This is a genomic window from Chitinophaga sp. LS1 (genome assembly GCF_034274695.1).
Lineage (GTDB): Bacteria > Bacteroidota > Bacteroidia > Chitinophagales > Chitinophagaceae > Chitinophaga.
On sequence record NZ_CP128362.1, the window covers coordinates 4423515 to 4444705 of the forward strand.

The 21191-nt window shown below is 43.0% G+C and carries 21 protein-coding genes and 1 tRNA gene; 19 read left to right on the forward strand and 3 right to left on the reverse strand.

Annotation, left to right across the window (positions count from 1 at the left end):
* The first annotated feature begins 16 nt into the window (after window positions 1–16).
* The 3 genes from QQL36_RS18400 (at window position 17) to QQL36_RS18410 (ending at window position 823) form a co-directional block, all read left to right on the forward strand.
* A complete protein-coding gene (locus QQL36_RS18400; RefSeq protein ID WP_321566331.1) occupies window positions 17–415 on the forward strand; it encodes an AAA family ATPase in 399 nt (132 codons plus the stop codon).
* A gap of 16 nt (window positions 416–431) precedes the next feature.
* Entirely contained in the window at window positions 432–668 is a 237-nt protein-coding gene (locus QQL36_RS18405; protein ID WP_321566332.1) for a hypothetical protein, read from the forward strand.
* Between the two features lie 81 nt (window positions 669–749).
* Window positions 750–823, forward strand: a tRNA-His gene (locus QQL36_RS18410).
* A 267-nt stretch (window positions 824–1090) separates the two neighbouring features.
* On the opposite strand, the gene QQL36_RS18415 is transcribed toward QQL36_RS18410, so the two are convergent.
* Complete coding sequence (locus QQL36_RS18415; protein WP_321566333.1) at window positions 1091–1252, reverse strand: hypothetical protein; 162 nt, start codon at window positions 1250–1252, stop codon at window positions 1091–1093.
* Between the two features lie 514 nt (window positions 1253–1766).
* On the opposite strand from QQL36_RS18415, the gene QQL36_RS18420 reads away from it, so the two are divergent.
* From QQL36_RS18420 to QQL36_RS18485, 14 genes are all read left to right on the forward strand, one after another.
* Window positions 1767–2231 (forward strand): hypothetical protein, encoded by a 465-nt coding sequence (locus QQL36_RS18420; protein ID WP_321566334.1) that lies wholly within the window; start codon window positions 1767–1769, stop codon window positions 2229–2231.
* 115 nt (window positions 2232–2346) lie between these two features.
* Complete coding sequence (locus QQL36_RS18425; protein WP_321566335.1) at window positions 2347–4449, forward strand: TonB-dependent siderophore receptor; 2103 nt, start codon at window positions 2347–2349, stop codon at window positions 4447–4449.
* A 5-nt stretch (window positions 4450–4454) separates the two neighbouring features.
* On the forward strand, window positions 4455–5162 hold the full coding sequence (locus QQL36_RS18430) for an ABC transporter ATP-binding protein (RefSeq protein ID WP_321566336.1): 708 nt from the start codon (window positions 4455–4457) through the stop codon (window positions 5160–5162).
* Window positions 5162–6553: an ABC transporter permease subunit gene (locus tag QQL36_RS18435; RefSeq protein WP_321566337.1), complete on the forward strand. Its 1392-nt coding sequence runs from the start codon at window positions 5162–5164 to the stop codon at window positions 6551–6553. Before QQL36_RS18430 ends, QQL36_RS18435 begins: the two co-directional genes overlap by 1 nt.
* Window positions 6553–8004: a DUF3526 domain-containing protein gene (locus tag QQL36_RS18440; RefSeq protein ID WP_321566338.1), complete on the forward strand. Its 1452-nt coding sequence runs from the start codon at window positions 6553–6555 to the stop codon at window positions 8002–8004. The genes QQL36_RS18435 and QQL36_RS18440 overlap by 1 nt, the downstream gene beginning before the upstream one ends.
* 230 nt (window positions 8005–8234) lie before the next feature.
* Window positions 8235–8609: a hypothetical protein gene (locus tag QQL36_RS18445; RefSeq protein ID WP_143708815.1), complete on the forward strand. Its 375-nt coding sequence runs from the start codon at window positions 8235–8237 to the stop codon at window positions 8607–8609.
* A gap of 257 nt (window positions 8610–8866) precedes the next feature.
* On the forward strand, window positions 8867–9643 hold the full coding sequence (locus QQL36_RS18450; RefSeq protein ID WP_083722475.1) for an MbnP family protein: 777 nt from the start codon (window positions 8867–8869) through the stop codon (window positions 9641–9643).
* Window positions 9640–10641, forward strand: coding sequence for a cytochrome-c peroxidase (locus QQL36_RS18455; RefSeq protein WP_321566339.1), 1002 nt, complete (start codon window positions 9640–9642; stop codon window positions 10639–10641). The genes QQL36_RS18450 and QQL36_RS18455 overlap by 4 nt, the downstream gene beginning before the upstream one ends.
* Before the next feature lies 1 nt (window position 10642).
* The gene (locus tag QQL36_RS18460) at window positions 10643–11440 is read left to right on the forward strand and encodes an MbnP family protein (RefSeq protein ID WP_320581698.1); all 798 of its coding nucleotides are present in this window, start codon (window positions 10643–10645) and stop codon (window positions 11438–11440) included.
* Window positions 11421–12470 carry a cytochrome-c peroxidase gene (locus tag QQL36_RS18465; protein WP_083722472.1) on the forward strand — a complete coding sequence of 350 codons (1050 nt, stop codon included), beginning with the start codon at window positions 11421–11423 and terminating at the stop codon, window positions 12468–12470. Before QQL36_RS18460 ends, QQL36_RS18465 begins: the two co-directional genes overlap by 20 nt.
* A gap of 2 nt (window positions 12471–12472) precedes the next feature.
* A complete protein-coding gene (locus QQL36_RS18470) occupies window positions 12473–13399 on the forward strand; it encodes a transporter (protein ID WP_083722471.1) in 927 nt (308 codons plus the stop codon).
* Between the two features lie 16 nt (window positions 13400–13415).
* Window positions 13416–15755: a TonB-dependent receptor gene (locus tag QQL36_RS18475; RefSeq protein WP_083722470.1), complete on the forward strand. Its 2340-nt coding sequence runs from the start codon at window positions 13416–13418 to the stop codon at window positions 15753–15755.
* Window positions 15756–15758: 3 nt separating this feature from the next.
* Window positions 15759–16868, forward strand: coding sequence for a PepSY-associated TM helix domain-containing protein (locus QQL36_RS18480; protein ID WP_321566340.1), 1110 nt, complete (start codon window positions 15759–15761; stop codon window positions 16866–16868).
* 1 nt (window position 16869) lies between these two features.
* Window positions 16870–17583 (forward strand): MbnP family protein, encoded by a 714-nt coding sequence (locus tag QQL36_RS18485; protein WP_321566341.1) that lies wholly within the window; start codon window positions 16870–16872, stop codon window positions 17581–17583.
* 487 nt (window positions 17584–18070) lie between these two features.
* Here QQL36_RS18485 and QQL36_RS18490 read toward each other — a convergent pair whose 3' ends face one another.
* Complete coding sequence (locus QQL36_RS18490) at window positions 18071–18937, reverse strand: helix-turn-helix domain-containing protein (RefSeq protein ID WP_083722467.1); 867 nt, start codon at window positions 18935–18937, stop codon at window positions 18071–18073.
* A 145-nt stretch (window positions 18938–19082) separates the two neighbouring features.
* On the opposite strand from QQL36_RS18490, the gene hxlB reads away from it, so the two are divergent.
* Window positions 19083–19667 carry a 6-phospho-3-hexuloisomerase gene (gene hxlB, locus QQL36_RS18495; protein WP_321566342.1) on the forward strand — a complete coding sequence of 195 codons (585 nt, stop codon included), beginning with the start codon at window positions 19083–19085 and terminating at the stop codon, window positions 19665–19667.
* Between the two features lie 123 nt (window positions 19668–19790).
* Window positions 19791–20426 carry a 3-hexulose-6-phosphate synthase gene (gene hxlA / locus QQL36_RS18500; protein ID WP_083722465.1) on the forward strand — a complete coding sequence of 212 codons (636 nt, stop codon included), beginning with the start codon at window positions 19791–19793 and terminating at the stop codon, window positions 20424–20426.
* Between the two features lie 279 nt (window positions 20427–20705).
* Here the strand turns inward: hxlA and QQL36_RS35705 are convergent, their stop codons facing one another.
* The gene (locus QQL36_RS35705; protein ID WP_143708819.1) at window positions 20706–21119 is read right to left on the reverse strand and encodes a transposase; all 414 of its coding nucleotides are present in this window, start codon (window positions 21117–21119) and stop codon (window positions 20706–20708) included.
* Window positions 21120–21191 lie beyond the last annotated feature (72 nt).

Here is a 21191-nt window from a genome sequence, read left to right on the forward strand (position 1 = left end):
TATTGGATTAGCTCAAATGGACTTACATACCGATGAGTCGCAAGGGACTAATAAATTTTATAATTACATAGGCGATCTATTTGCACTTTTCTCGGGTGGAGGGGTTTTTGTGTCTGACGAGATTGATGGAAATTTTCATCCTGCTTTGTTAAAGCATTTAATTAGTTTATTTCAAGATCCTAAAATTAATACAACAAACGCTCAAATAATTTTTACTAGTCATGATGTCAATATAATGGCACCTGAGTTTATGCGCAGGGATCAATTTTATTTTACAGAAAAAACTATTCAAGATAGTACGCGGCTTTATTCTTTAGGTGATTTGAAAGGGATTAGGAATAATGTTGACTTTGCAAGGCAATATTTAGCTGGTTTTTACGGTGCATTACCGCAGCTTAATAAATATATAGAATAATCATACACGCAATACGATGAGCGAAGTTTTACCTTGGGATTTACATGCTAATGATGAACGGACTTCTGACGGCCTAACTACATTTATTGTTTTTTGTGAAGATGGGGTCTGTGAACCCTTATATTTGAACTCATTGGCAGTCGGTGCAGCTGAGGTTAATTTTATTGATAATGCGCGTTTTGAGGTGAATTATAAATGGAAGAATAATGCCTGGGTGACAGATGATAGTGTTCGTTTGGCGAAATACTTTTAAATTTTATTGATAAAAATACTTTTTTATTAAAATAATTCTTAGTTTCGCGCCCCGCACGGTTAGAAACGGTGTGTAAAAACGGTGGTTGTAGCTCAGTTGGTTAGAGCACCAGATTGTGGTTCTGGGGGTCGTGGGTTCGAACCCCATCATCCACCCTAACGGGAATTTTCTTTAAAAGGGCTTCTGTACACAGGAGTCCTTTTTTCTTTGATTATTGAACCTATTATAGGTATAATCGTTGATCTTATTTTTTATATTTCATCTCCAACGACTCGATTTCTTCGTTTACCTTTTTTAAAGCTTCTTTACTTCCAGCTAACTCGATAACCCGGTTTTCTAATCCTGATGTCGTATGTTTTCGGGCGGTTGTAATTATATAATCTACTTGATTATCAGATAGCTTTAGTTCATGAAGCATATTGTCAAATTGCTGATTGAGGTGCAATGGCAGGAATTAATAAAACTTTGGCGATACCTTTCATGGCCTGTTCCAAAGATTCCTCATCATCAAAGTTAACTATGCGAACATTTACTCCTTTATCAATATAATGTTGTGCTTTATTCTGGCTTTGGCGGTCTTCCATCCTCCGGGGGACAATGACGTAAGATTTGCCTGACCATTGAGAAACTTACAGCAAATGGTCTGTCCAGGATTTATACCTGGGTTTCCTCTTAATACTTTTCTGAAAATCAGAAAAGGCAGGGCAAAAGTACGGATTATACTTTTGTTTTAATGTAAAGGTGTGAATGTTAGGGTGACTGGAGCTGGTAGATATATATAGAGACACCTTAAAGCCGGGTACGTCCGCCAATAAAATCACGGTTTATGAACGAAATCTGCAAATAATTATGAGAATCCGAGGCGCTGAAGAAAGGTCTGAATTGAATCTGATAAGAAGGGGATAAAATGAAAAAGCAGGCAGTCATCGGGGAAATTATGTACAATTTTTAGGGTGTCTGAATTGTTTTTATTAAAAGATTGTATTATTTCAGGAACAGTAATACTTTTACATACTCATAGCAGGTACTTAAACCTGCTTGGCAATTATTCGTCAAACATTGCTGTTTTTACTATAATTAACAACATATACTGCGATCTTGATTAAAAGAATATATTGGTTTCTTTTCATGTACGACCTGAATGAATCGGGGGAGAGAGCTCCTTCCGTTGCTGGTAGTAGGTCATTGAAAGGAATACTGATGCAGGATCTGTCTTATGTTGTTTTGTTTTCCTACACCTTTTTTATACTTGCTCCTGTTATGCCGCTGGTGGCAGATTTAGTTGCCCATACCTTTTGGGAGAAGGACCACCTTTCGACTGCGCATCACTTGTATGGAAATAACCATGTGAGTAGAGAGGTGCAGAAAGCTGAGAATCAAACCGGTAAGGAGACTGGCAGCAATGGTCAAAAGGCATGTATGGATGACCTGGTGCATAGACCGGAAAGCAATTTGATTTATGATTTAAAGCCGTCTATAGCATTGACGCAAACTTTTATAATATTTAATGCATCCTGCGCTGTCGCCTACCCCGACATTGATTATCCTCCACCACGATTATAGCTATTCCCTTTTTCTTTTGTTTGATGAAGCGCTTCGCGTTGTCGGACTGGTATTTCTATTACTATGGTCACGTGAGTGACATGGGATGCTATTTCCCATTTATAACTATTCGAAAATGCAACCTGCTATTAAGATCACAACAGCATTCCTGTTATGCACAACTATTGCTGCAGCACAGGATACTACTATTGGGTTTTCTTCCCAGCTGAAGGAAATCAGTATTTCTTCCAAATACTATAAGCCATATAGTCTCAATACGGTGTCCAGCGCCCTACGCCTGCAGACGCCACTGGTCAGCCTCTCACAGAATATCCAGGAGATCAGTCAGGACGTGATCCGGGACCAGGCCAGTTTTAATATGACAGAGGGAGTCTCCAGGAATGTAAGTGGGGTGGTGAGGCAAGAGGTGTCTAATAACCTCGGCCCCTATATGTTTATGAGAGGGGGACAGATCTCTACTCTCCGGAATGGGATCGACCTGACGCCTATTTATAGGGGACCTGTACCAGAAGATGTCTCGATCATAGACAGGGTGGAGTTTATCAAAGGACCATCCCTCTTTATGAGCAATATAGGAGACCCTGCAGGGACCTTCAATGTGATGACGAAGCAGCCTACCGGAAATGAAAGGAAGACGGTGGATGTAATGCTGGGGAGCTGGGATTTTTATCGGATTGCGGCTGACCTTGATGGGAATTTAAGTAAGAAGCTTCAATACCGGTTGAATGCAATGGCGATGACAGCCAACTCCTTTGTGAAGTATGATTTTAATAAAAGATTCCTCATTGCACCAGTGCTGAAATACAACCTGAGTGAGCGAACTGAGATTACGGCGGAATATACCTTTCAGCAATTCAGATATGGCTTAATGAGTCCGATCGTCATGTCACCAAAAGGGTTTGGTACGCTGCCGAATGACTTTACGATTTCAGAAAAGAGTCTGCCTCCCTATCATGTATCTGACCATACAGCCTTCCTCACCTACTTTCATCGCTTTAGTGACAATTGGCGCTTTACACTCAGAGGGGCATGGATGAGAGATGATAAGGAAGGGATATATATGTGGGTAACCGGCGTAAATACAGCGGATTCCGGTACACTGCTGCGCAATCCCAAATACGATCTGGACAGAACACAGGTATTCTCCGAACAGGCCTTTGTTAACGGGAAATTTATTACCGGGTTGGTGACGCACCAGCTGCTAGCCGGTGTGGATGTGAACCAGAAGAAATTTATTGCGGATAGTTATGTTTCCTATGATACCAACTATTATCCTTTGGATATTGACAACCCGGTGTATGGGACGGACATCCCGGGTTATCATACGCCAGGTGGCGTGAAAAATGGTAATACCCGGCAAAAGATCAATTATTACTCGTTATATGCACTGGACGAACTGTCGTTTTTCGCAGATAAGGTAAGATTGACACTGGGTGTGAGGTATACGTCTATCAAAACAAATAACGTGGTGTCTGGTGTGACGACAGCTGCTGACGATAAGGTGTTTACACCGCGGGTTGGATTGAGTTATACCATTCTGAAAGGGTTTACTGCTTATGGTTTGTATGACAGAACGATCGTACCACAGGCAGGTATGACCAGCTCCGGGGAAAGTATTGAGCCAATGAAAGGGCGCAGTGCAGAGATAGGGATGAAAAAGAACTGGATGAATGGAAGGTGGAATACAACGTTTGCACTTTACGATATTCAGCGGAGCAATATCATGCAGACTGACCCCGATAACAGCCTGTACAAAGTGCAGGTAGGTGAAACGGCTGCCCGTGGGGTGGATGTTGATGTAATGGGACAATTGTTTAAAGGGATGAATGTGATCATTAACTATGCCTTCAGTGATGCGAAAGTAGAAAAGGATGTGAGCAAAGCACTCATCAATACGCGTACGCCGATGTATGTAAAACATGTACAGAACACATGGCTGAACTATGAGCTACCCTGCGCCTTGTCTTTTTCATTGGGTTACCAGTACCAGGGGCAGCGTGGCGAACGATATGCCACTGCTACACAGCATAAAACCCCGGATTATTTCCGGTTAGATGCAGGGGTGGGGTATAAGTATAAAAAGTTAAAGGTAAACCTGCTGGTAAATAACCTGCTGAACAAACACCTGATTGCAACACCATGGTATAGAAACGGGCTTTATTATTGGGTACCACAGCCCGGCATTAACGGACGCCTATCTATCAGTTATAATATTTAAACTTTATGCTAATAGCAGAGAACTTAACAAAACAATACGGCGATTATACCGCTTTGGATAAATTGAATCTTGAGATTAAGACAGGTGAAGTATACTGCATGCTGGGATCTAATGGAGCCGGGAAATCCACTACGATCAATATCTTTCTTGGATTTATTCCTGCTACGGGAGGCCGGGCTTTGATTGACGGACAGGAAGTGGATGTCAATAATGCTGCCACACGAAATATGGTCGCTTATATTCCTGAGATTGTGAATCTTTATCCTACGTTGACAGGTATGGAGAACCTGGAATATTTTAGTGCGCTCTCCGGGTTTAAATACACCCGTGATGAACTGACTGCTTATATGCACACTGCGGGGCTGCAAAGCATTGCATTTGATAAAAGGGTCAACTCTTATTCTAAAGGGATGCGTCAGAAGGTTGGGATCGCGATTGCGTTAGTGAAAAAAGCGAAAGCACTCTTTCTGGATGAACCTACTTCAGGGTTGGACCCACACGCCAGCAATGAGTTTTCACAGATCATTATGCGGCTGAGTGAACAGGGCGTATCTACCCTGATGGCGACCCATGATCTGCTGATGGCGAAGAATCTCGGGAACCGGATTGGTATTATGCATAGGGGCAAACTACGGCATGAGATGCATGCAGCAGATGTTTCTGATGCGGATCTGACCAGGCTTTATATTGATGTTGTTAAAGAAAATTTGTAATGATCAGGATTATTTTTAAAAAGGAGCTGAAAGAGATCTTCCGCACTTCCAAAATATCCTGGATGATTGGCGGACTGCTGATCCTTACGATCCTTTCAGTTTATAATGGATATACCTATTATAAAAACCATAGCCGGTTGCTGAAGGAATCGCAGGAAGTGACTTATCAGCAGTTTATTTCACAGGGAAATAAAAACCCGCATTTAGGTGCTCACTTTGGTTTTTATGCATATAAGCCTACTGCTGATCTGGCGATGATTGACAATGGGATTGAGGATTATACCGGCAATTCGTTTTACCTCGAACCGCATAAGCGGGGCATTATAAAATTTAGGGAGGTGACAGATGCGACGAGTCTGAAGAGCTTTGGGTTCTTCAATATTGCTTACCTGGTACAATTTATCTTTCCGCTGTTTGTGTTCTTAATATGTCATAACATTTTCTCCAAAGAGTGGGAAAATGGAACGATTAAGATGTTGCTGAGCTCTAAGGCCGGGAAATTACAGTTGTATATGGGAAAGTTGCTGGCGTGTCTGAGTGTTGTTTTTATGATCATAGGTATTATCGTGCTGGCGGCTTTTGGGTTGTTGCTGACAGGTACCGGGCATTTCGGGGCAGTATTACCTAGCTTCCTGATCTTTGTCGTGGGGCTTTGTCTTTTTGCGATAATTATGACCAGTATTGCGGTATCTGTATCGCTCCTCACAAGGAGTGCGACGTTATCACTGGTGATCTTATCCGGTTTCTGGCTGACAGGAGTATTTTTGACCCCACGGTTATCTGCGGAGGTATCAAAGCAGACCTTCCCTTCTATTACTTCTATTGAGTTTGAGCATAGGACTTTCAATGAAATGCAATATGGCGTGAAAGGTGAAGGAACGAAAGATCAACGCCGGGAGCAATTGCTGAAGAGAACCCTGGCGGCGTATCATGTCGATAGTATTCAGCGCCTTCCGGTATTTTTTATCCCGATCACTATTGAATTCTTTGAAGAATCTGATGGAAAAGTGATGGATAGAGCGTATTCGGCGGTGGAGCAGAACCAGGCAAGACAGGATGGATTAGTACGTTCGCTGGCGATATTCTCCCCGTTTCTGGCATTCAGGGATTTTTCTATGCATATGACTGCTACAGACATGAACACGCACAATGATTTTGCAGAGAAGGCTGAGATACACCGCAGGAAGGTGGGAGTTATTGTTGATGATTTTTATCAGGATCATGTGGAAGCTTCTAATGATTTCTGGAAAACGGTGCCACAGTTTAAATATGAGCCGCCTGGTACCGGTATGCGTTTTTTAGCAGCATGGAGTGCGATGGCAGTACTGGTTTGCTGGGGGGTGTTGACTATAGGGCTAATGATCTTCTCTTACCGTAAAATGTCTGTGTGATGCTACGAATTATTATTAAACATGAAATAAAGTTACTACTCAGAAATAAGGTGCTGGTATATTTATTTACGATCATCTTTTTTATTTTGCTGGCTTCCTTGTGGATTGGAAGCAGCATGTATAAAAAGCAGCTGGGGACGATTCAGAAAATTAAGCAGTATGATACTGAGATTACGGATAGTCTGCGGCAAAGGATACATCGTATTGAATCGAATCATATGGTGTACCCGGGATTTATCTGGGACGATCCTACTTTTGCTTATAATACCGCGAGGAATGAGGGCCCGCAGTTTGCGATCAAGCAACCATTCCCTTTGCAGGCATTGAGTATCGGACAAAGTGATATTCAGCCTTTTTACTACAAGGTGTATATCAATAAGAAGCAATACCTGACGTATGACGGGGAGATTGAGAATAGTTTTTTGCAGTTCATTGGAAACTTTGATTTTTCTTTTGTGGTGGTGTACCTGTTTCCTTTGCTCATTATTATTTTCTCCTATAATGTGCTTTCTTCAGAGAAGGAACAGGGTACATGGGTATTATTGAAAACAAGCAATCAATCACTGGCGAGGTTGATCTTCTCAAGAGTGGGGATAAGATTTTTGTTGTTTACTGTTTTCTTCTGGCTGGTGGTGACTCCCGTATTAATGGTTTTGATAGGGAGTGCATTTGTTTTTTCGGATAACTGGTGGTGGATGGTGGCGTGTGTGTCGCTGTATTTTGCTTTCTGGTTTTCATTGTCGATGCTGGTAAATAGCTTTTCGATGAGTTCTGCCGTGAATGCGATGACGTTGATCTTTATCTGGTTGTTTACGGGAATCATTGTACCAAATGTTTTGCAGATCGGGTTAAATAAGATGTATCCTATTCCAAGCAGAATTTCGATGGTGATTGAGGAAAGGAAGGCGTTGAACAGTTATTTTGAGAAGGATGGGCAGGAACTGACGAAGGATGTATTCAATAATCCACGTACAATGATACGCCAGGCATCTATAGTTACGCCAGGGATGGTGTATGGATATGGAGTGATTGTGTATAAGAGCCAGGAGATTAAAGATGCGGCGGCTGAAGTGGCGGAGCGGAAATTGTATGGGCAGATTGAGCGGCAGCAGGAGGCGATCAGTAGTTTTCAGCTGGCAAGTCCGGCTTTGATGCTACAGGAGCAGCTGACGACACTGGCGGGCACGCATTGGCACCAGTTTAACAGCTTTAGTACAGATGTGGATACTTTCAGGAAGGTGACGCAAAGGTTTTATTATCCTAAAATGGCGTATGATTCTACGTATCGCACATTTAATAATGACGATGTGGATGCTATTCCGAGGTTCGTGCCAAAGCAGTACGCAGGATTTGGATGGAGTCCTTTATCCAGGTCGGCGCTGATTTATTTATTGATTACGGTCGGGGTGTTGATTGCGGGATATAGGAACTTGCTGGCAGTGGTAAAGTAAGCTGTTTTTTTGAAAAGTATGTTGCCGGCTTGAGCAGCATACTTTTCATATCCTGAGTTATGCAGTTAACAAAATATAATAAATTTAAGGTAATGCTTCATTCAAAATCAATAATGGATACATTGCTGTAAATATTATTTTTAAGTGAGTGTGCAATCGTATGACTTTTGCCACCTTCTTTTCGAAATTTATATATAACTTGCATACAATTCTACAAATTCAGGAACTTAATGCGCAAACAACTAATAACGGCTTTCCTGCTGCTGCTCTGGCTTTGCCAGCTGTCGGGCCGTTATCTGGTAATGTTTGAATTTTACCTTAACCAGGAATATATAGCCAAAAACCTTTGTATCAACAGGAATAACCCTCAGATGCACTGTAATGGTCATTGCCAGATGAGGAAACAACTGAATGAGGAAGAAAAGAGAAACCAGGAAAACCCTGAACGTCGCGCAGAAAATAAAAGCGAACATTTTATACCTGGCCTGGCCACTATTACATTAGCTTCACCTGTTATTACTATTTCAAAAGCATATTATACACCTCTTATCATAGGATACCCTATAAGTGGCTCTACATCTATATTTCATCCCCCGGGAGCCTAGTGTCTGTTCCATAAAATTTACTTTTCAGTTTTAAATGCAGTACCTGCCGGTACCTGTTCCGGTATGTTCATGTCTTTTCAGTATGCGGAATTGAATCATTTCTTTCCGGCGGCTGAAAAAGCATGATCCTGATTTTCTTATGCGCAGTCAACGCTGCGGATAAGCAGGAAATCTTTATATCATAAAAATTCAACCTGATTTGCATTCACCCGAATGCATAATAATATTCTATTGCCCAATTTCAAACACAATCATTCATGAAAAAAATTTCTATTCTGCTGTCGTTCGCAACTATATTATTCTCGGCCTGTAGCAAAGATGATGACAAAGACACCTCTGATACGCTGAATGGTCAGACTGTACTGACCTTCGACTCAAAGGTGGGTAGCGACGATTTTACTTTAAATAAGGATGTCACGATCAATGGCGCTACTTACAATTTCACGCAGCTGCGCTATTGGGTGAGTAATGTAACGCTTACCAATACTGATGGGAACACCTATAAAGTGCCTTCTTCTTATTACCTGCTGGAAGAGAATAATGCGATCGCTGTGCAGGACGGTAGTTTTGAATATCCTGCCACAAAAAGAGAAGATGTGACCATTAGCGATATTCCTGCCGGAACGTATAAGAGCATTACTTTTTCCATCGGTATAGACGCTGTATATAATGATAATTTAAGTCTGCAGGCAGGCGAACTCTCCCAGTTAAACGGTATGACGAATGTATCCTGGATGTGGCACACCAGCTATATCTTCAGTTCCCTGAAAGGTACCCGTAACAGCACTGCTATAGCAGTAGAAACTGGTTTGAATACCAACTACCGTACGATCACCATTACGTTGCCCGGCAGTGTTACCATCAATGCCGCTTCCACAACGAATATCAAATTTTCCGTGGATGTTACGAAGATCATTGACGGCCTGGATCTGGCAACCACTCCGACAATAGGCGCTTCAGTACCTGCCGTGATGACACAGGTTGCAGACAACTACAGCACTAAGGCTATCACCGCCACCACTATTGCCAAATGAGAATATTGATCTGCATATTTACACTGGCCATAATCGCCTGTTCAAAAACACAAAATACCCCGGCAGCTGTCATCAGCATTCCGGGGTATTTCCCTGCTTTGCCAGCTACACCAGACAATCCGCTGACTAAAGAGGGGATTGAACTGGGACGCCTGTTGTTTTATGATACCCGGCTTTCCGGTAATAACAAACTATCCTGCGCCAGCTGTCATCAGCAAAACCTGGCATTTACTGACGGGGTTGCGCTGAGCGATATCGGCGTATCAGGCAAACAGCTTCACCGGTCAGCACCTGCACTCATTAACCTTGCCTGGGCCACGAACGGCCTGTTTTGGGAAGGAGGCTCTACCAACCTGGAATCGCAGGCCCTTGGCCCCCTTACCAGCGAAGATGAAATGCACCAGAACCTGTACGAACTCATTTCCGAATTGAATGAAGTACCGGAGTATGTGCGCCGGTTCAAATCAGCTTTCAATAGTGAAATTACAACCGCTAATATTCTGAAAGCACTGTCACAGTTTGAAAGAACACTAATCTCGGCTAACTCTGCCTATGATCAACAGCAACTGAATATACAGGAGCAGAAAGGATTGACCTTGTTTAATAATCACTGCCGTTCCTGTCACAGCGGAGTACTCTTTACTGACAATAGTTTTCATAATAATGGTATTGACAGCGATTTCTCCAGCGATGCACTGGAAGGAATTTACCAGGGCAGGTTCCGGATCACGTACGATTCTGCCGACCTTGGAAAATTCAAGACACCAACACTCAGAAACATCGCCCTTACGGCTCCTTATATGCACGATGGCCGCTTTGCAGACCTGTTTGCCGTATTACAACATTATAGCAATGGTATAAAGCATTCGCCAACTACCGATACTATTTTATTGAACAAAGAACCACTCAGCTCAGATGACCAGACTGCTATTATCGCATTCCTGCATACACTGACAGATACCGCCTTTATTCACAATACAGCTTTAAAACAACCATAAAATGAAGCAGAAATTATTCTTACTGGCCCTTATCGCATTCACTGCCTGTAGCAAAGAAACCGTTACGCCGGATAGCAGTGTAAAAGGCACCCTCTCTATACAGTTTGACAACATTGCAGGAGATAGAAATCTTCAGCTGGGCACAGGTGTTTATACGAACGCCGCCGGAGAAAAATTCTCTGTGGATATTCTCAAATATTTTGTAAGCAATATCAGTGTAAAGAACAGTAGCGGTGAAACCTATACCGTGCCACAGGATAGCAGTTATTTCCTCATCTCAGAAGAAGATGGCACAAGTCAGTTCGTAAAAGTCCATGTTCCCGAAGGAGAATATACCTCCCTCACCTTTGTACTTGGGGTAGACAGCCTGCGCAGCACGATGGATATTTCTAAACGCACAGGTGTACTCGATCCTTCCGGCGGTATGGATGAGGGCATGTATTGGGGATGGAACAGCGGTTACATCTTCCTGAAAATGGAGGGAACTTCTGATGCAGCTCCGATCGATGCCAGTGGTCAGCATAAATTCCGTTACCATATCGGTGGTTTTGGTGGTTATAATGCTGTTACTTTCAATAACATTAAAACGATCACAGTAGACCTCACAGCTGCCGGTACTGCCAAAGTAGTAGATGGCCGTGTCCCTAACATTCACCTCATGGCAGATATACTCAAGGTCTTTAACGGCACCACCAATATCAGCCTTGCAGAATGGTCTACTATTATGGTCAGCGATTATAGTGTGAATGTGGCTAACAATTACCAGAAAATGTTTACACATGACCATACCGAAAATTAGCCTTAAATACCGGCTCTTACTGGCGTTTGTGGTCTTCCTGTACGCCTGTGACAAAAAAGACGAAATTTCGGCCTTTATAGGCTTTGAACAGCCAGCCAATTTCCCGGAGCCTGTATACAACCTTGCCAATAATACAATCACCGAAGATGGGTTCATTCTCGGCCGTAAACTATTTTATGATGCGCGCCTGTCCCGGAATAATACTATCTCCTGTGGTTTCTGTCATTTACAAACATCTGCCTTCACCCACCACGGTCATGATGTAAGTCATGGTATTGACGATCGCCTGGGCAAGAGAAATGCGCCTCCCATCATGAACCTTGCATGGAATACTTCATTCATGTGGGACGGTGGGGTATTTGACCTGGATCTTCAACCCATCGCACCTATCACCAACGAGGTAGAAATGGATGAAACTGTGGAAAATGTCATGAATAAACTCAGAGCTACTTCAGAATACCCGGCGCTGTTTAAAAATGCTTATGGCAGTGAAGAGATCACTACCTCCCGGTTGATGAAAGCCTTTTCGCAGTTCATGGTGATGCTGGTGAGCAACCATTCCAGATACGACTCTGTACAAAATGGATGGGGAGCTACTTACACTGCGGACGAACAGAAAGGCTATGTGCTATTTGAACAGAAATGCAGCAGCTGTCATCCTGCACCACTGTTCACTGATTATAGCTTCAGGAACAATGGTATCGGGGTAGGTCCGAACAATGACCAGGGCAGGTACGATGTGACTGTAAATGCTGCTGATATGTACAAATTTAAGGTGCCCAGCCTCCGTAATCTTGGCTATACGGCGCCTTATATGCATGACGGCAGGTTTTACACACTGGCTGGTGTATTAGAGCATTACAACAGCGAAGTGCAGGATATGACGACCCTCGACCCTTTGCTAAAACAAAATGGTGTTTTGGGGATACCGCTCACCGCAGATGAGAAAACTTACCTGCTGGCATTCCTGAATACCCTCAACGATAAAACATTTATCACAGATAAACGATTCTCAGAAGAATCACAGTAATTATGAAAAAGAAACTGACGCTGCTGGTAATATTGTTAATGGCATCATACATAGTACGTGCCTGTGACATCTGCGGATGCGGTGTGGGCAGTTATTATATAGGCATTCTACCCGACTTTAAAAAACGTTTTCTGGGCTTACGTTACCAATATAAAACCCTACGGTCTCATCTTGGCGTGGGGGGAACCACTTCTTACCTCACCACAGATGAAACCTACCAGACAGCAGAGCTGTGGGGTGGCTGGAACATTGGTAAACGGTTCCGGGTATTGGGATTTGTGCCGGTTAATTTTAATAGCAGGGAAAATCAGGGTGTAACTATGCACCGTTCAGGTATTGGTGACATTGCCGTAGTCGGCTATTATCAACTGTTAGATACCCGGACCACCACCGGTAATGACCAGCTACTGGTACAATCCCTTTGGGTGGGCGCAGGTATCAAAGTGCCTACCGGAAAATATGAATCGACAGAACATGAAGAGAATGAAAATACACCGAATAACTTCCAGTTAGGCACAGCCAGCACCGACTTCTCAGTACATCTGATGTATGATGTACGACTTATGGACTTTGGGGTAAATATGAACCTGAGTTATAAAATGAACACCAGTAACAAGTATGATTACCGGTATGGTAATAAGTTCAGCAGCAATATTCTGGCTTATTATAAATTCAGGATCAATAATAAAGTATCTATCGCTCCAAACGCCGGTATACTCTATGAGACCGCCGTCAAAGACACAGAAAATAAAAAATATACCATCGATCAGTCCGGAGGTTATTCATTGATGGGGACCATTGGTGGAGAGGCAACATTTGGCCGTATATCGGCAGGCGCTAACTTTCAGCCGGTGATTTCTCAGCACCTGGCTAACCTGCAGGTAAAAGCGGGTAACCGTGCGATGGTACATGTGACATATTTGTTTTAAATAAAAATTGGGAATCATGTTGAAATTGTTCAGAGAAGCATTGCTAACTGTGATGTTGTTGCTGTTTTGTGCAAATGCACAGGGCATTGTAGTTACAGGCACTATCAAAGGGAAGGTGTTATCATCAGATGGTCAGCCAGCAGAAGGTGTCAGTATCATTGCAAAAGACACAAAATTTATGACCATTACCTCTGAGGAGGGCTACTTTGAGTTAAAATTACCTGCGGGTAATTACGAAATTATTTTTTCTTACATCGGTATCAAGCCTGTACACCGGCAGGTACAGGTGACAGCCGGAAAAACGACGGCACTATCTGTCGTAACACTCGACCAGTCTGCCGCACAACTACAGGAAATCACAGTCAACAGCGCGAGGCAAAACAAATTTTACAAAAAGGAGTCTCCTTATGTGGCCAAAATGCCGCTGGAAAATTTAAAAAATCCACAGGTGTATGCTACGATCTCCAAAGAGCTGATGGTGGAACAGGTCACCACTGATTTTGCAGGAGCCATGCGCAATGCACCCGGAGCTGCGCCCGGTGCCAGGGTCGATAACGGTAGAAACGTATATATGCTCAGGGGATTTGCCGAATCAGGATATATCCGCAATGGTATTACAAGTCCTTTGTACATGGATATAGACCCTGCTAACCTGGAACGGGTAGAGGTCATTAAAGGTCCTTCAGGAACTTTATACGGCAGTAGCCTGATCTCTTATGGAGGATTGGTGAACAGGGTTACAAAACGCCCTTTTAAAGCCTTTGGCGGCGAAGTAAGTTATACCAACGGCGGATTTGGACTGAATCGTTTCACTGCCGATCTGAATACGCCAGTCAACAAAGATTCCAGCCTGCTGCTCAGGATAAATGCAGCAGCACACAGGGAAGAATCTTTCCAGGATTATGGGTATGCCCATAATTACCTGGTCAATCCTGTTATCTCGTACAAGGTGAATGATCGCACGACGATTATACTGGAAGCTGAATATTACCACCGCAATGCCACACAGGTTCCCCTGTATAATATTATTTCAGGTTCCGGCGTCACGGACGTACGGCAGCTGAACAGCATTTATAAAAGATCTTTCTTTACCAACGAAGCTTATATGGAAGGAGGGGCGGTAAGCTACTATGGACAGATCAATTATCGTATCAATGATAACTGGACATCGCAAACCAACGTATCCTGGGCCAATAATAAGTACGACCGGCTGGCCTTTACTCCATATGTCATGAACGATAGCATGATCCAGCGCAGAACGGGTAAGATCAATTACGACACCAAAGCAATGGATATTCAGCAGAACTTCACAGGTAATTTTTATACAGGAAGTATCCGGCACCGCGTATTATTGGGATTGGATGTGCTGCAGCGCCAGTATTTCCTTTATAACAACGCCAGCAAAGGTATTTATGATACTGTCAATTTCCGAAAAGCAGCGACGCCGTATGTGAACAGGGAACAGTTACTCGCAGTGGCAAAAGGGCTGGCCGTATCCCCCTCTGCTAATAAAACCAATGTTTACGCAGCATATGCATCTGATGTCATAGAATTAACTTCCCGTTTAGATGTGATGTTAAGTTTGCGATATGATTATTACGACAACCGTGGTTCCTATAAGTCTACTACAGGGGCTACTACAGGCGCCTATCATCAGGGTGCATGGTCTCCTAAACTGGGTATTGTGTACCAGGTGGTAAAAGATCAGTTGTCATTATTCGCCAATTATATGAATGGCTTTACCAACCAGACGGGAGAAGATGCCAATGGTAAAGCGTTCAAGCCGGAACAGGCCAATCAGTGGGAGGGAGGTATAAAGGCAGAACTGTTCGAAAAAAAGCTGACTGCCAGCATTAGTTATTATGATATTGAGGTTAAAAATGTGTTGCGTACCAACCTGGAACAACCAGACTTCTCTATCCAGGATGGCACCCAGCGTAGCAAAGGGGCTGAAATAGAGATGATCGCGACTCCTGCCAGAGGATTGAATTTCGTAGCTGGTTATGGTTACAATGACAGCCGTTATACAGCAGCTGATGCGGATATAGAAGGTCATCGTCCGGCCAATGTACCTTTCAATGTAGCAAACTGCTGGGTCAGTTATACATTACAGCAGGGCGCTGCAGCCGGCCTTGGCGCCGGATTGGGTGCCAACTACTATGGTCAGACCTTTTATGACGACGCCAATAGCCTGAACGTACCGGCAGCTACAATCCTGAATGCATCTGTTTTTTACAACAGATCCAGGTACCGTATCGCGCTGAAAGCTGATAATCTGACAGACAAACGTTACTGGCTGAGTTTATCACCGCAAATGCCTTTGCGCATATCAGGTTCACTGGCATTAAAATTTTAAACCATGATCAGAAAGCTGCATTTATGGCTGGGCCTGGTTTCGGGAATAGTTGTTTTCATTGTCAGTGTTACAGGTTGCATACTTGTATTTGAAGATGAGATAAGGTATGCTACCAATCCTTATCTCCAAAATATTACTTCTGCCGGCTCCTTATTACCCCCTTCCGTACTGGCTGAAAAGGCGCGTGCAGCCCATGGGCAAAAGGCGGCCTACATTACCTGGGAGGGTGTTCAACATCCGGTAGCAGTCAATATGCAGGGTGCGAAAAAGCGCTCGGAATCAGAAGTGGTATACCTCGATCCCCATACCGGTAAGGTATTGGGTATTATGGATATGAAAAAGGACTTTTTTCGCTTTATCCTGAAAGGACACTATTACCTATGGTTGCCTGAAAATATTGGTAAAGTGATTGTCCCTGCTGCCGTTTTAATGTTCCTGTTCCTGCTTATCACTGGCACTATATTATGGTGGCCTAAAAAAAGGAACCAGCTGCTTGCGGGTTTAACCATCCGATGGACAGCCAGGTGGAGAAGGGTCAATTATGACCTGCACAATGTGCTGGGTTTTTACAGCGTCCTGTTTTTATTGATCATTTGTCTGACCGGTCTTGTATTCGGTTATCAATGGTTTGCCAGATCAGTATATTTCATAAGTTCTGGTGGTCGTAAAATGGTCATGACGCATAAAGGGAAATCCGGGAAGCCAATGCCGGTTGAAAATATGGTCGATAGTATCTGGATGCGTCAGATGGCACAGGTGCCTTTAAATGAATCCAACAGTGTAGTGATCTACTTTCCTGTGAAACGGGAGGATGTAATCACGTTGTATTTTAACCCTGATCATACCACCCGTTACAGGCGCGATACCAGGTACTTTGATCAGTATTCAGGTAAAGAAGTAAACGGGAAGGGAAGTGGTTTTGGCAATGGTTTATATGCCTATGCAACTCCGGCAGATAAGATCAAACGGATGAATTTTGACATGCATGTGGGTGCTATAGGTGGGCTTCCCGGAAAGGTGATCGCTTTTCTTGCGTCTCTCTTTGCCGCCAGTCTGCCAGTTACTGGCACACTCATATGGTTAGGCCGGAAATTTAAATCTAAAAAAAGATAGTATGAAACGTTTATTCATTTTAATTGTTTTATTGGCTGTGCAGTTTAGTGGATATTCAACGCATGCAAAAAGGACAATGACTATTTCCTTTAAGCATATGATTAATGGTGTGCCACTGGTATTGAACAATAAAAAATATCGCAACGAACATGGCGACACCTTTACTGTGTCAAAATTGAAATATTATGTAAGCAATTTTAGTATGGTCACAGCTAATGGTCATGAGATCACATTGCCGGCAGCCTATTACCTGGTCAATGCTGAAGATAACAGCAGTACCAGCATCACAATTGCAGATTTTCCCAAAGAAAAAATCGCCAGCATTAAATTTATTCTTGGAGTAGATAGTGCCCGCAATGTATCGGGTGCACAAACCGGGGCGCTTGATCCTGCTAATAAAATGTTCTGGACCTGGAATAGTGGTTATATTTTCCTGAAACTGGAAGGTACTTCACCGCAGTCGCCTACAGGGAAAATATCATTTGATATAGGTGGAATTAAAGCTGCAGCAAATTCTATCCGTGTGCAGGAGGTAAAGATACCGGCCGGAAAATCGGATAATGGGAAGATCACTTTAAAGGCTGATCTTGCGGACCTTTTCAGGGGTAAAGAGACGATTGATTTTTCTGCAATATATAAGGTGATGGGTGGTGCTAAATCGGTGAAAATTGCGGATAACTATGGTGTGAGTTTATTTTCTTTTTACGGGATCTAAAGTAGATATTGAGAATAGCGTTGTTTGATGAATAATTAATCCTTTCAGCGCCTTGGTTTGCTGGTCCATCTCAACACCTTTGCCATATTGTGTACTTCCTGTATCGTATAAGTAGGATTCGCCGGATCGGTCCGGATCGTATTTTTACCTTAATATCCAAATAACTGATGGGTACCGCTCAGCATATCTTTGGCCAGATCTGCATGATAGATGAGTTTGGGGAAGATTAAGAATGCTTAGGTATACGAATTGAGTGGTCAACTTAGATGATGTTCTCCTAATGAAGATAGCTTTTTAGTATAAATTGTTGTTGTTTTTTTAAAGAGTTGAAAATCAAGGTGTATTGCGTGTTTGACTTGTTCAATCCAAGTAAATAAAGGGTCGGAGTGTTCGATTATCGTCCCGCCAACGACCCACCTTGTAGAAAAGGACTTCTGAATAAGGAGTCCTTTTCTATTTATTATTATTTACTACAGGGTTAAAATAATTAACTAACCAATGTATTCTGCAACGTTTCTACATGACGTTTCACATGCTTCTGAAACGCCTCCGGCGTCTGCCCGGTATGTACCTTAAAGAACCGGCTAAAATACGGCCTGTCTTTAAACCCTAATACCCACGCGATCTCCTTTATACTATTCTCACTATGTATAATCTGTCGCTTCGCTTCTAAAATGAGCCTGTCATGCAGCAGTTGAATACTCGTTGCATTCAGCACCTCTTTCAGCACCTGGTTCAACCGCTTTGCACTCAACCCAAGTTTGTCTGCATAGAACTGCATATTCCGTTCTTCTATGTAATGATCTTCTAACAATAATAAGAACTCATATGCACGCTTTTGATTTATATTCAGCGAGGTGAACTCCTCATTCTTCATCTTTATAAGATGTAAGAGGAACACTTTCAATAATGACTTGATCATCGCCAGATTGCCGGAGTTGTCTTTGTATTCTGCTTCCAGTAGTTCATATACTTTATTCAACCGTTCCACCTTGTCAGGTGTCAACTGCATGATCGTAAACTCTCCACTGATATTAAAGATCCTGAATACATCCAGCGCAAACTCTTTATCTTCTTCTTCTAATAGCTCTCTTTTAAAAGAGAACAAGATCCCTTTCTTCCCCGCTTTATTCAACTGATGTACCCTATACGGCGGCATCAGGTATACCCATTGCCCACGTACCGCCGCCAGCTCTGGCGTGGTCTGATGCAAAGGATATTCATCCTGTAACCACAGCACTTCAAAGAAATCTTTCCTCGCAGGATCATATAAATAACTCGGCGGACAACTATCCAGATTACGGATATATAACAACGCCCGGTCCAGTTGCACATTATTCTCTTCGACTCTCATTTTGTAAAGGTACGAACCCCGCATTGGATAATTTTCCCATTAGGTGGGATTTTAGGGAAAAATGATCGCCCGCATTTCCTTATTATCCAAGTGTTTGCGGTGATTGTATAAAGCAGACGGTACTATAATACCTAATTTTGTACACATGTTCACATCTGATAAAAGCGCACTGGCAGAGCGATTACGCGCCGACCTGCCCATGATCCTGGAAGAAAATACAAAACTGGCCACTCAAATATCAATTGATGAATTGGCCATTCTCGCACTCATGCTCCAACAGGCAAAAAGGGTCTTTGTAATAGGCGCAGGCAGAACCGGACTGATGATGCGCGCCATCGCGATGCGCTTCATGCATCTTGGATTGAATGTACATGTAGTAGGAGAGACCACTACACCAGCTATCCAGGAAGGTGACCTGTTACTGGCAGCTTCCGGCTCTGGTACTACCAGCGCTATTGTAAAAGCAGCAGAGAAAGCACATAGCGTAAGTGCCAGCGTAGCTGTGTTGTCTACTACAAATAAATCGCCGCTGGCAAATGTTGCACAACTGGTGGTGATCATCCCTGCTGCACAGAAACAGGATTTTCACGGCGCGATCTCTGAACAATATGCAGGTAGCTTATTTGAACAAAATGTGTTGTTTGTAGGGGATGCTGTCTTCCAGACACTATGGAAGTTCAGTAATATCCCAGCTGAAATAATGTGGAAACAACATGCTAACATGGAATAATGTCTGTTGGACAGGGTTACATCTCCGTGAAAATATTGTGGAAACAACATGCTAACATGGAATCACCTCCTTCGGACAGAACAACCTCCTCATTGAAATAAAACAAAAATTTAAACTATCAATATGGCAAAATTACAAGTAGCAATAGATCTGCTCACTACTGAAGAAGCATTGGCACTGGCGGGTAAAGTAGCCCCTTATGTAGATATCATTGAACTGGGTACTCCCCTGATCAAAAATATGGGTGTCAGTGTAATCACTGCAATGAAAAAAGCGCATCCTGATAAAATCGTATTTGCTGACCTGAAGACTGCTGATGCTGGTGAACTGGAAGCAGATATCGCTTTCAAAGCAGGTGCTGACCTGGTAACTGTATTAGGCGTAGCAGGTAATGCGACTATCGCAGGTGCGGTGAAAGCTGCAAAGGCACATGGTAAAGGTGTGGTAGTAGATACTATCGGCGCTCCTGACCGTGTGACAAGAGCTAGAGAAGCAGCTGAACTGGGTGCTACTTTCGTAGAACTGCACGCAGGTCTGGATGAACAATGGACACCAGGATATTCAATTCAGGTTTTGATAGATGAGGCATCAAAAGCTAACACACCGGTATCTATCGCAGGTGGTGTAAACCTCCAGAATGTACAGGCGGTGATTAAAGCAGGTGCACAGGTTGCGGTGGCCGGTGCGGCGATTTATGCTGCTCAGGATCCTGCTGCTGCAGCGAAGGCACTACGTGAGGCGATTGATGCTGTTAATTAAGTTACGAGTGAATCCTTCTCAAATAAGGCTGTACCTGTCAAGGTGCGGCCTTATTTGATTGGGAGAATGGATTGGCTGGCGGCGTCCAGGAAGGAATTATTTAAGCTGGGCGCGGGTAAATGAATTTTTGTTTTTAAGGTGGAAGCAGCAGGGGAGAACTCTAGTATTTTAAAGTTTCCGAAGGTAACAATACTTCGGCAATAAATCAGGTAGCTAAAGGGTCTGTATCCAGGCATTTGTGATATAGCTGTTTTATTTTTTTACAACTTAGTGCCAGACCTAAGTTGTAAAAATTCGATCCGCTAAAAACTTATTGTAATAGGCCAACTTGATATTTCTCATTGAGAAGGCGCCTCGTTTATTTATTGGGAGCCTTAGCCAGAAAGTAGCCTTTACGATACTTACGGTTGTAAATGCCATATTGAAATGGAATGATAGTTTATTTCCACTTCTTGCCTGAAATTGGTCCAGTCCCGCATGTTGTTTAGCATCCCTTATCAGGAACTCTATCTGAAAGCGTAGTCGGTAGTAGCGTAGAATGGAAGCTGCATTGAGTTCGGTATCGGCAGAAAGAAAGCATGATAGAAAATTAGAAAATGGATCAAAATCTGCAGGAATTTTTAGTAATAAGTTGATGGTGTGGGTGTCAATTGGTGCCGGAATTATAGCCTTGGGTACACTGATAGTAGAAATTGGGCGTTCTGCAGGTTGGAGGAGATCATAGTTTTAATATTTCTATAAAAGAAAAAAGCAGGCTCTTCATAA

Coding starts and splice junctions, on each gene's coding strand:
- QQL36_RS18460 (WP_320581698.1), top strand. CDS start 10,643: ATGAAGCAGAAATTATTCTTACTGGCCCTTATCGCATTCACTGCCTGT.
- hxlA (WP_083722465.1), top strand. CDS start 19,791: ATGGCAAAATTACAAGTAGCAATAGATCTGCTCACTACTGAAGAAGCA.
- QQL36_RS18405 (WP_321566332.1), top strand. CDS start 432: ATGAGCGAAGTTTTACCTTGGGATTTACATGCTAATGATGAACGGACT.
- QQL36_RS18430 (WP_321566336.1), top strand. CDS start 4,455: ATGCTAATAGCAGAGAACTTAACAAAACAATACGGCGATTATACCGCT.
- QQL36_RS18450 (WP_083722475.1), top strand. CDS start 8,867: ATGAAAAAAATTTCTATTCTGCTGTCGTTCGCAACTATATTATTCTCG.
- QQL36_RS18485 (WP_321566341.1), top strand. CDS start 16,870: ATGAAACGTTTATTCATTTTAATTGTTTTATTGGCTGTGCAGTTTAGT.
- QQL36_RS18470 (WP_083722471.1), top strand. CDS start 12,473: ATGAAAAAGAAACTGACGCTGCTGGTAATATTGTTAATGGCATCATAC.
- QQL36_RS18455 (WP_321566339.1), top strand. CDS start 9,640: ATGAGAATATTGATCTGCATATTTACACTGGCCATAATCGCCTGTTCA.
- QQL36_RS18415 (WP_321566333.1), bottom strand. CDS start 1,252: ATGGAAGACCGCCAAAGCCAGAATAAAGCACAACATTATATTGATAAA.
- QQL36_RS18425 (WP_321566335.1), top strand. CDS start 2,347: ATGCAACCTGCTATTAAGATCACAACAGCATTCCTGTTATGCACAACT.
- QQL36_RS18465 (WP_083722472.1), top strand. CDS start 11,421: ATGACCATACCGAAAATTAGCCTTAAATACCGGCTCTTACTGGCGTTT.
- QQL36_RS18435 (WP_321566337.1), top strand. CDS start 5,162: ATGATCAGGATTATTTTTAAAAAGGAGCTGAAAGAGATCTTCCGCACT.
- QQL36_RS18445 (WP_143708815.1), top strand. CDS start 8,235: ATGCGCAAACAACTAATAACGGCTTTCCTGCTGCTGCTCTGGCTTTGC.
- QQL36_RS18480 (WP_321566340.1), top strand. CDS start 15,759: ATGATCAGAAAGCTGCATTTATGGCTGGGCCTGGTTTCGGGAATAGTT.
- QQL36_RS18440 (WP_321566338.1), top strand. CDS start 6,553: ATGCTACGAATTATTATTAAACATGAAATAAAGTTACTACTCAGAAAT.
- QQL36_RS18490 (WP_083722467.1), bottom strand. CDS start 18,937: ATGAGAGTCGAAGAGAATAATGTGCAACTGGACCGGGCGTTGTTATAT.
- QQL36_RS18475 (WP_083722470.1), top strand. CDS start 13,416: ATGTTGAAATTGTTCAGAGAAGCATTGCTAACTGTGATGTTGTTGCTG.
- hxlB (WP_321566342.1), top strand. CDS start 19,083: ATGTTCACATCTGATAAAAGCGCACTGGCAGAGCGATTACGCGCCGAC.
- QQL36_RS18400 (WP_321566331.1), top strand. CDS start 17: ATGGACTTACATACCGATGAGTCGCAAGGGACTAATAAATTTTATAAT.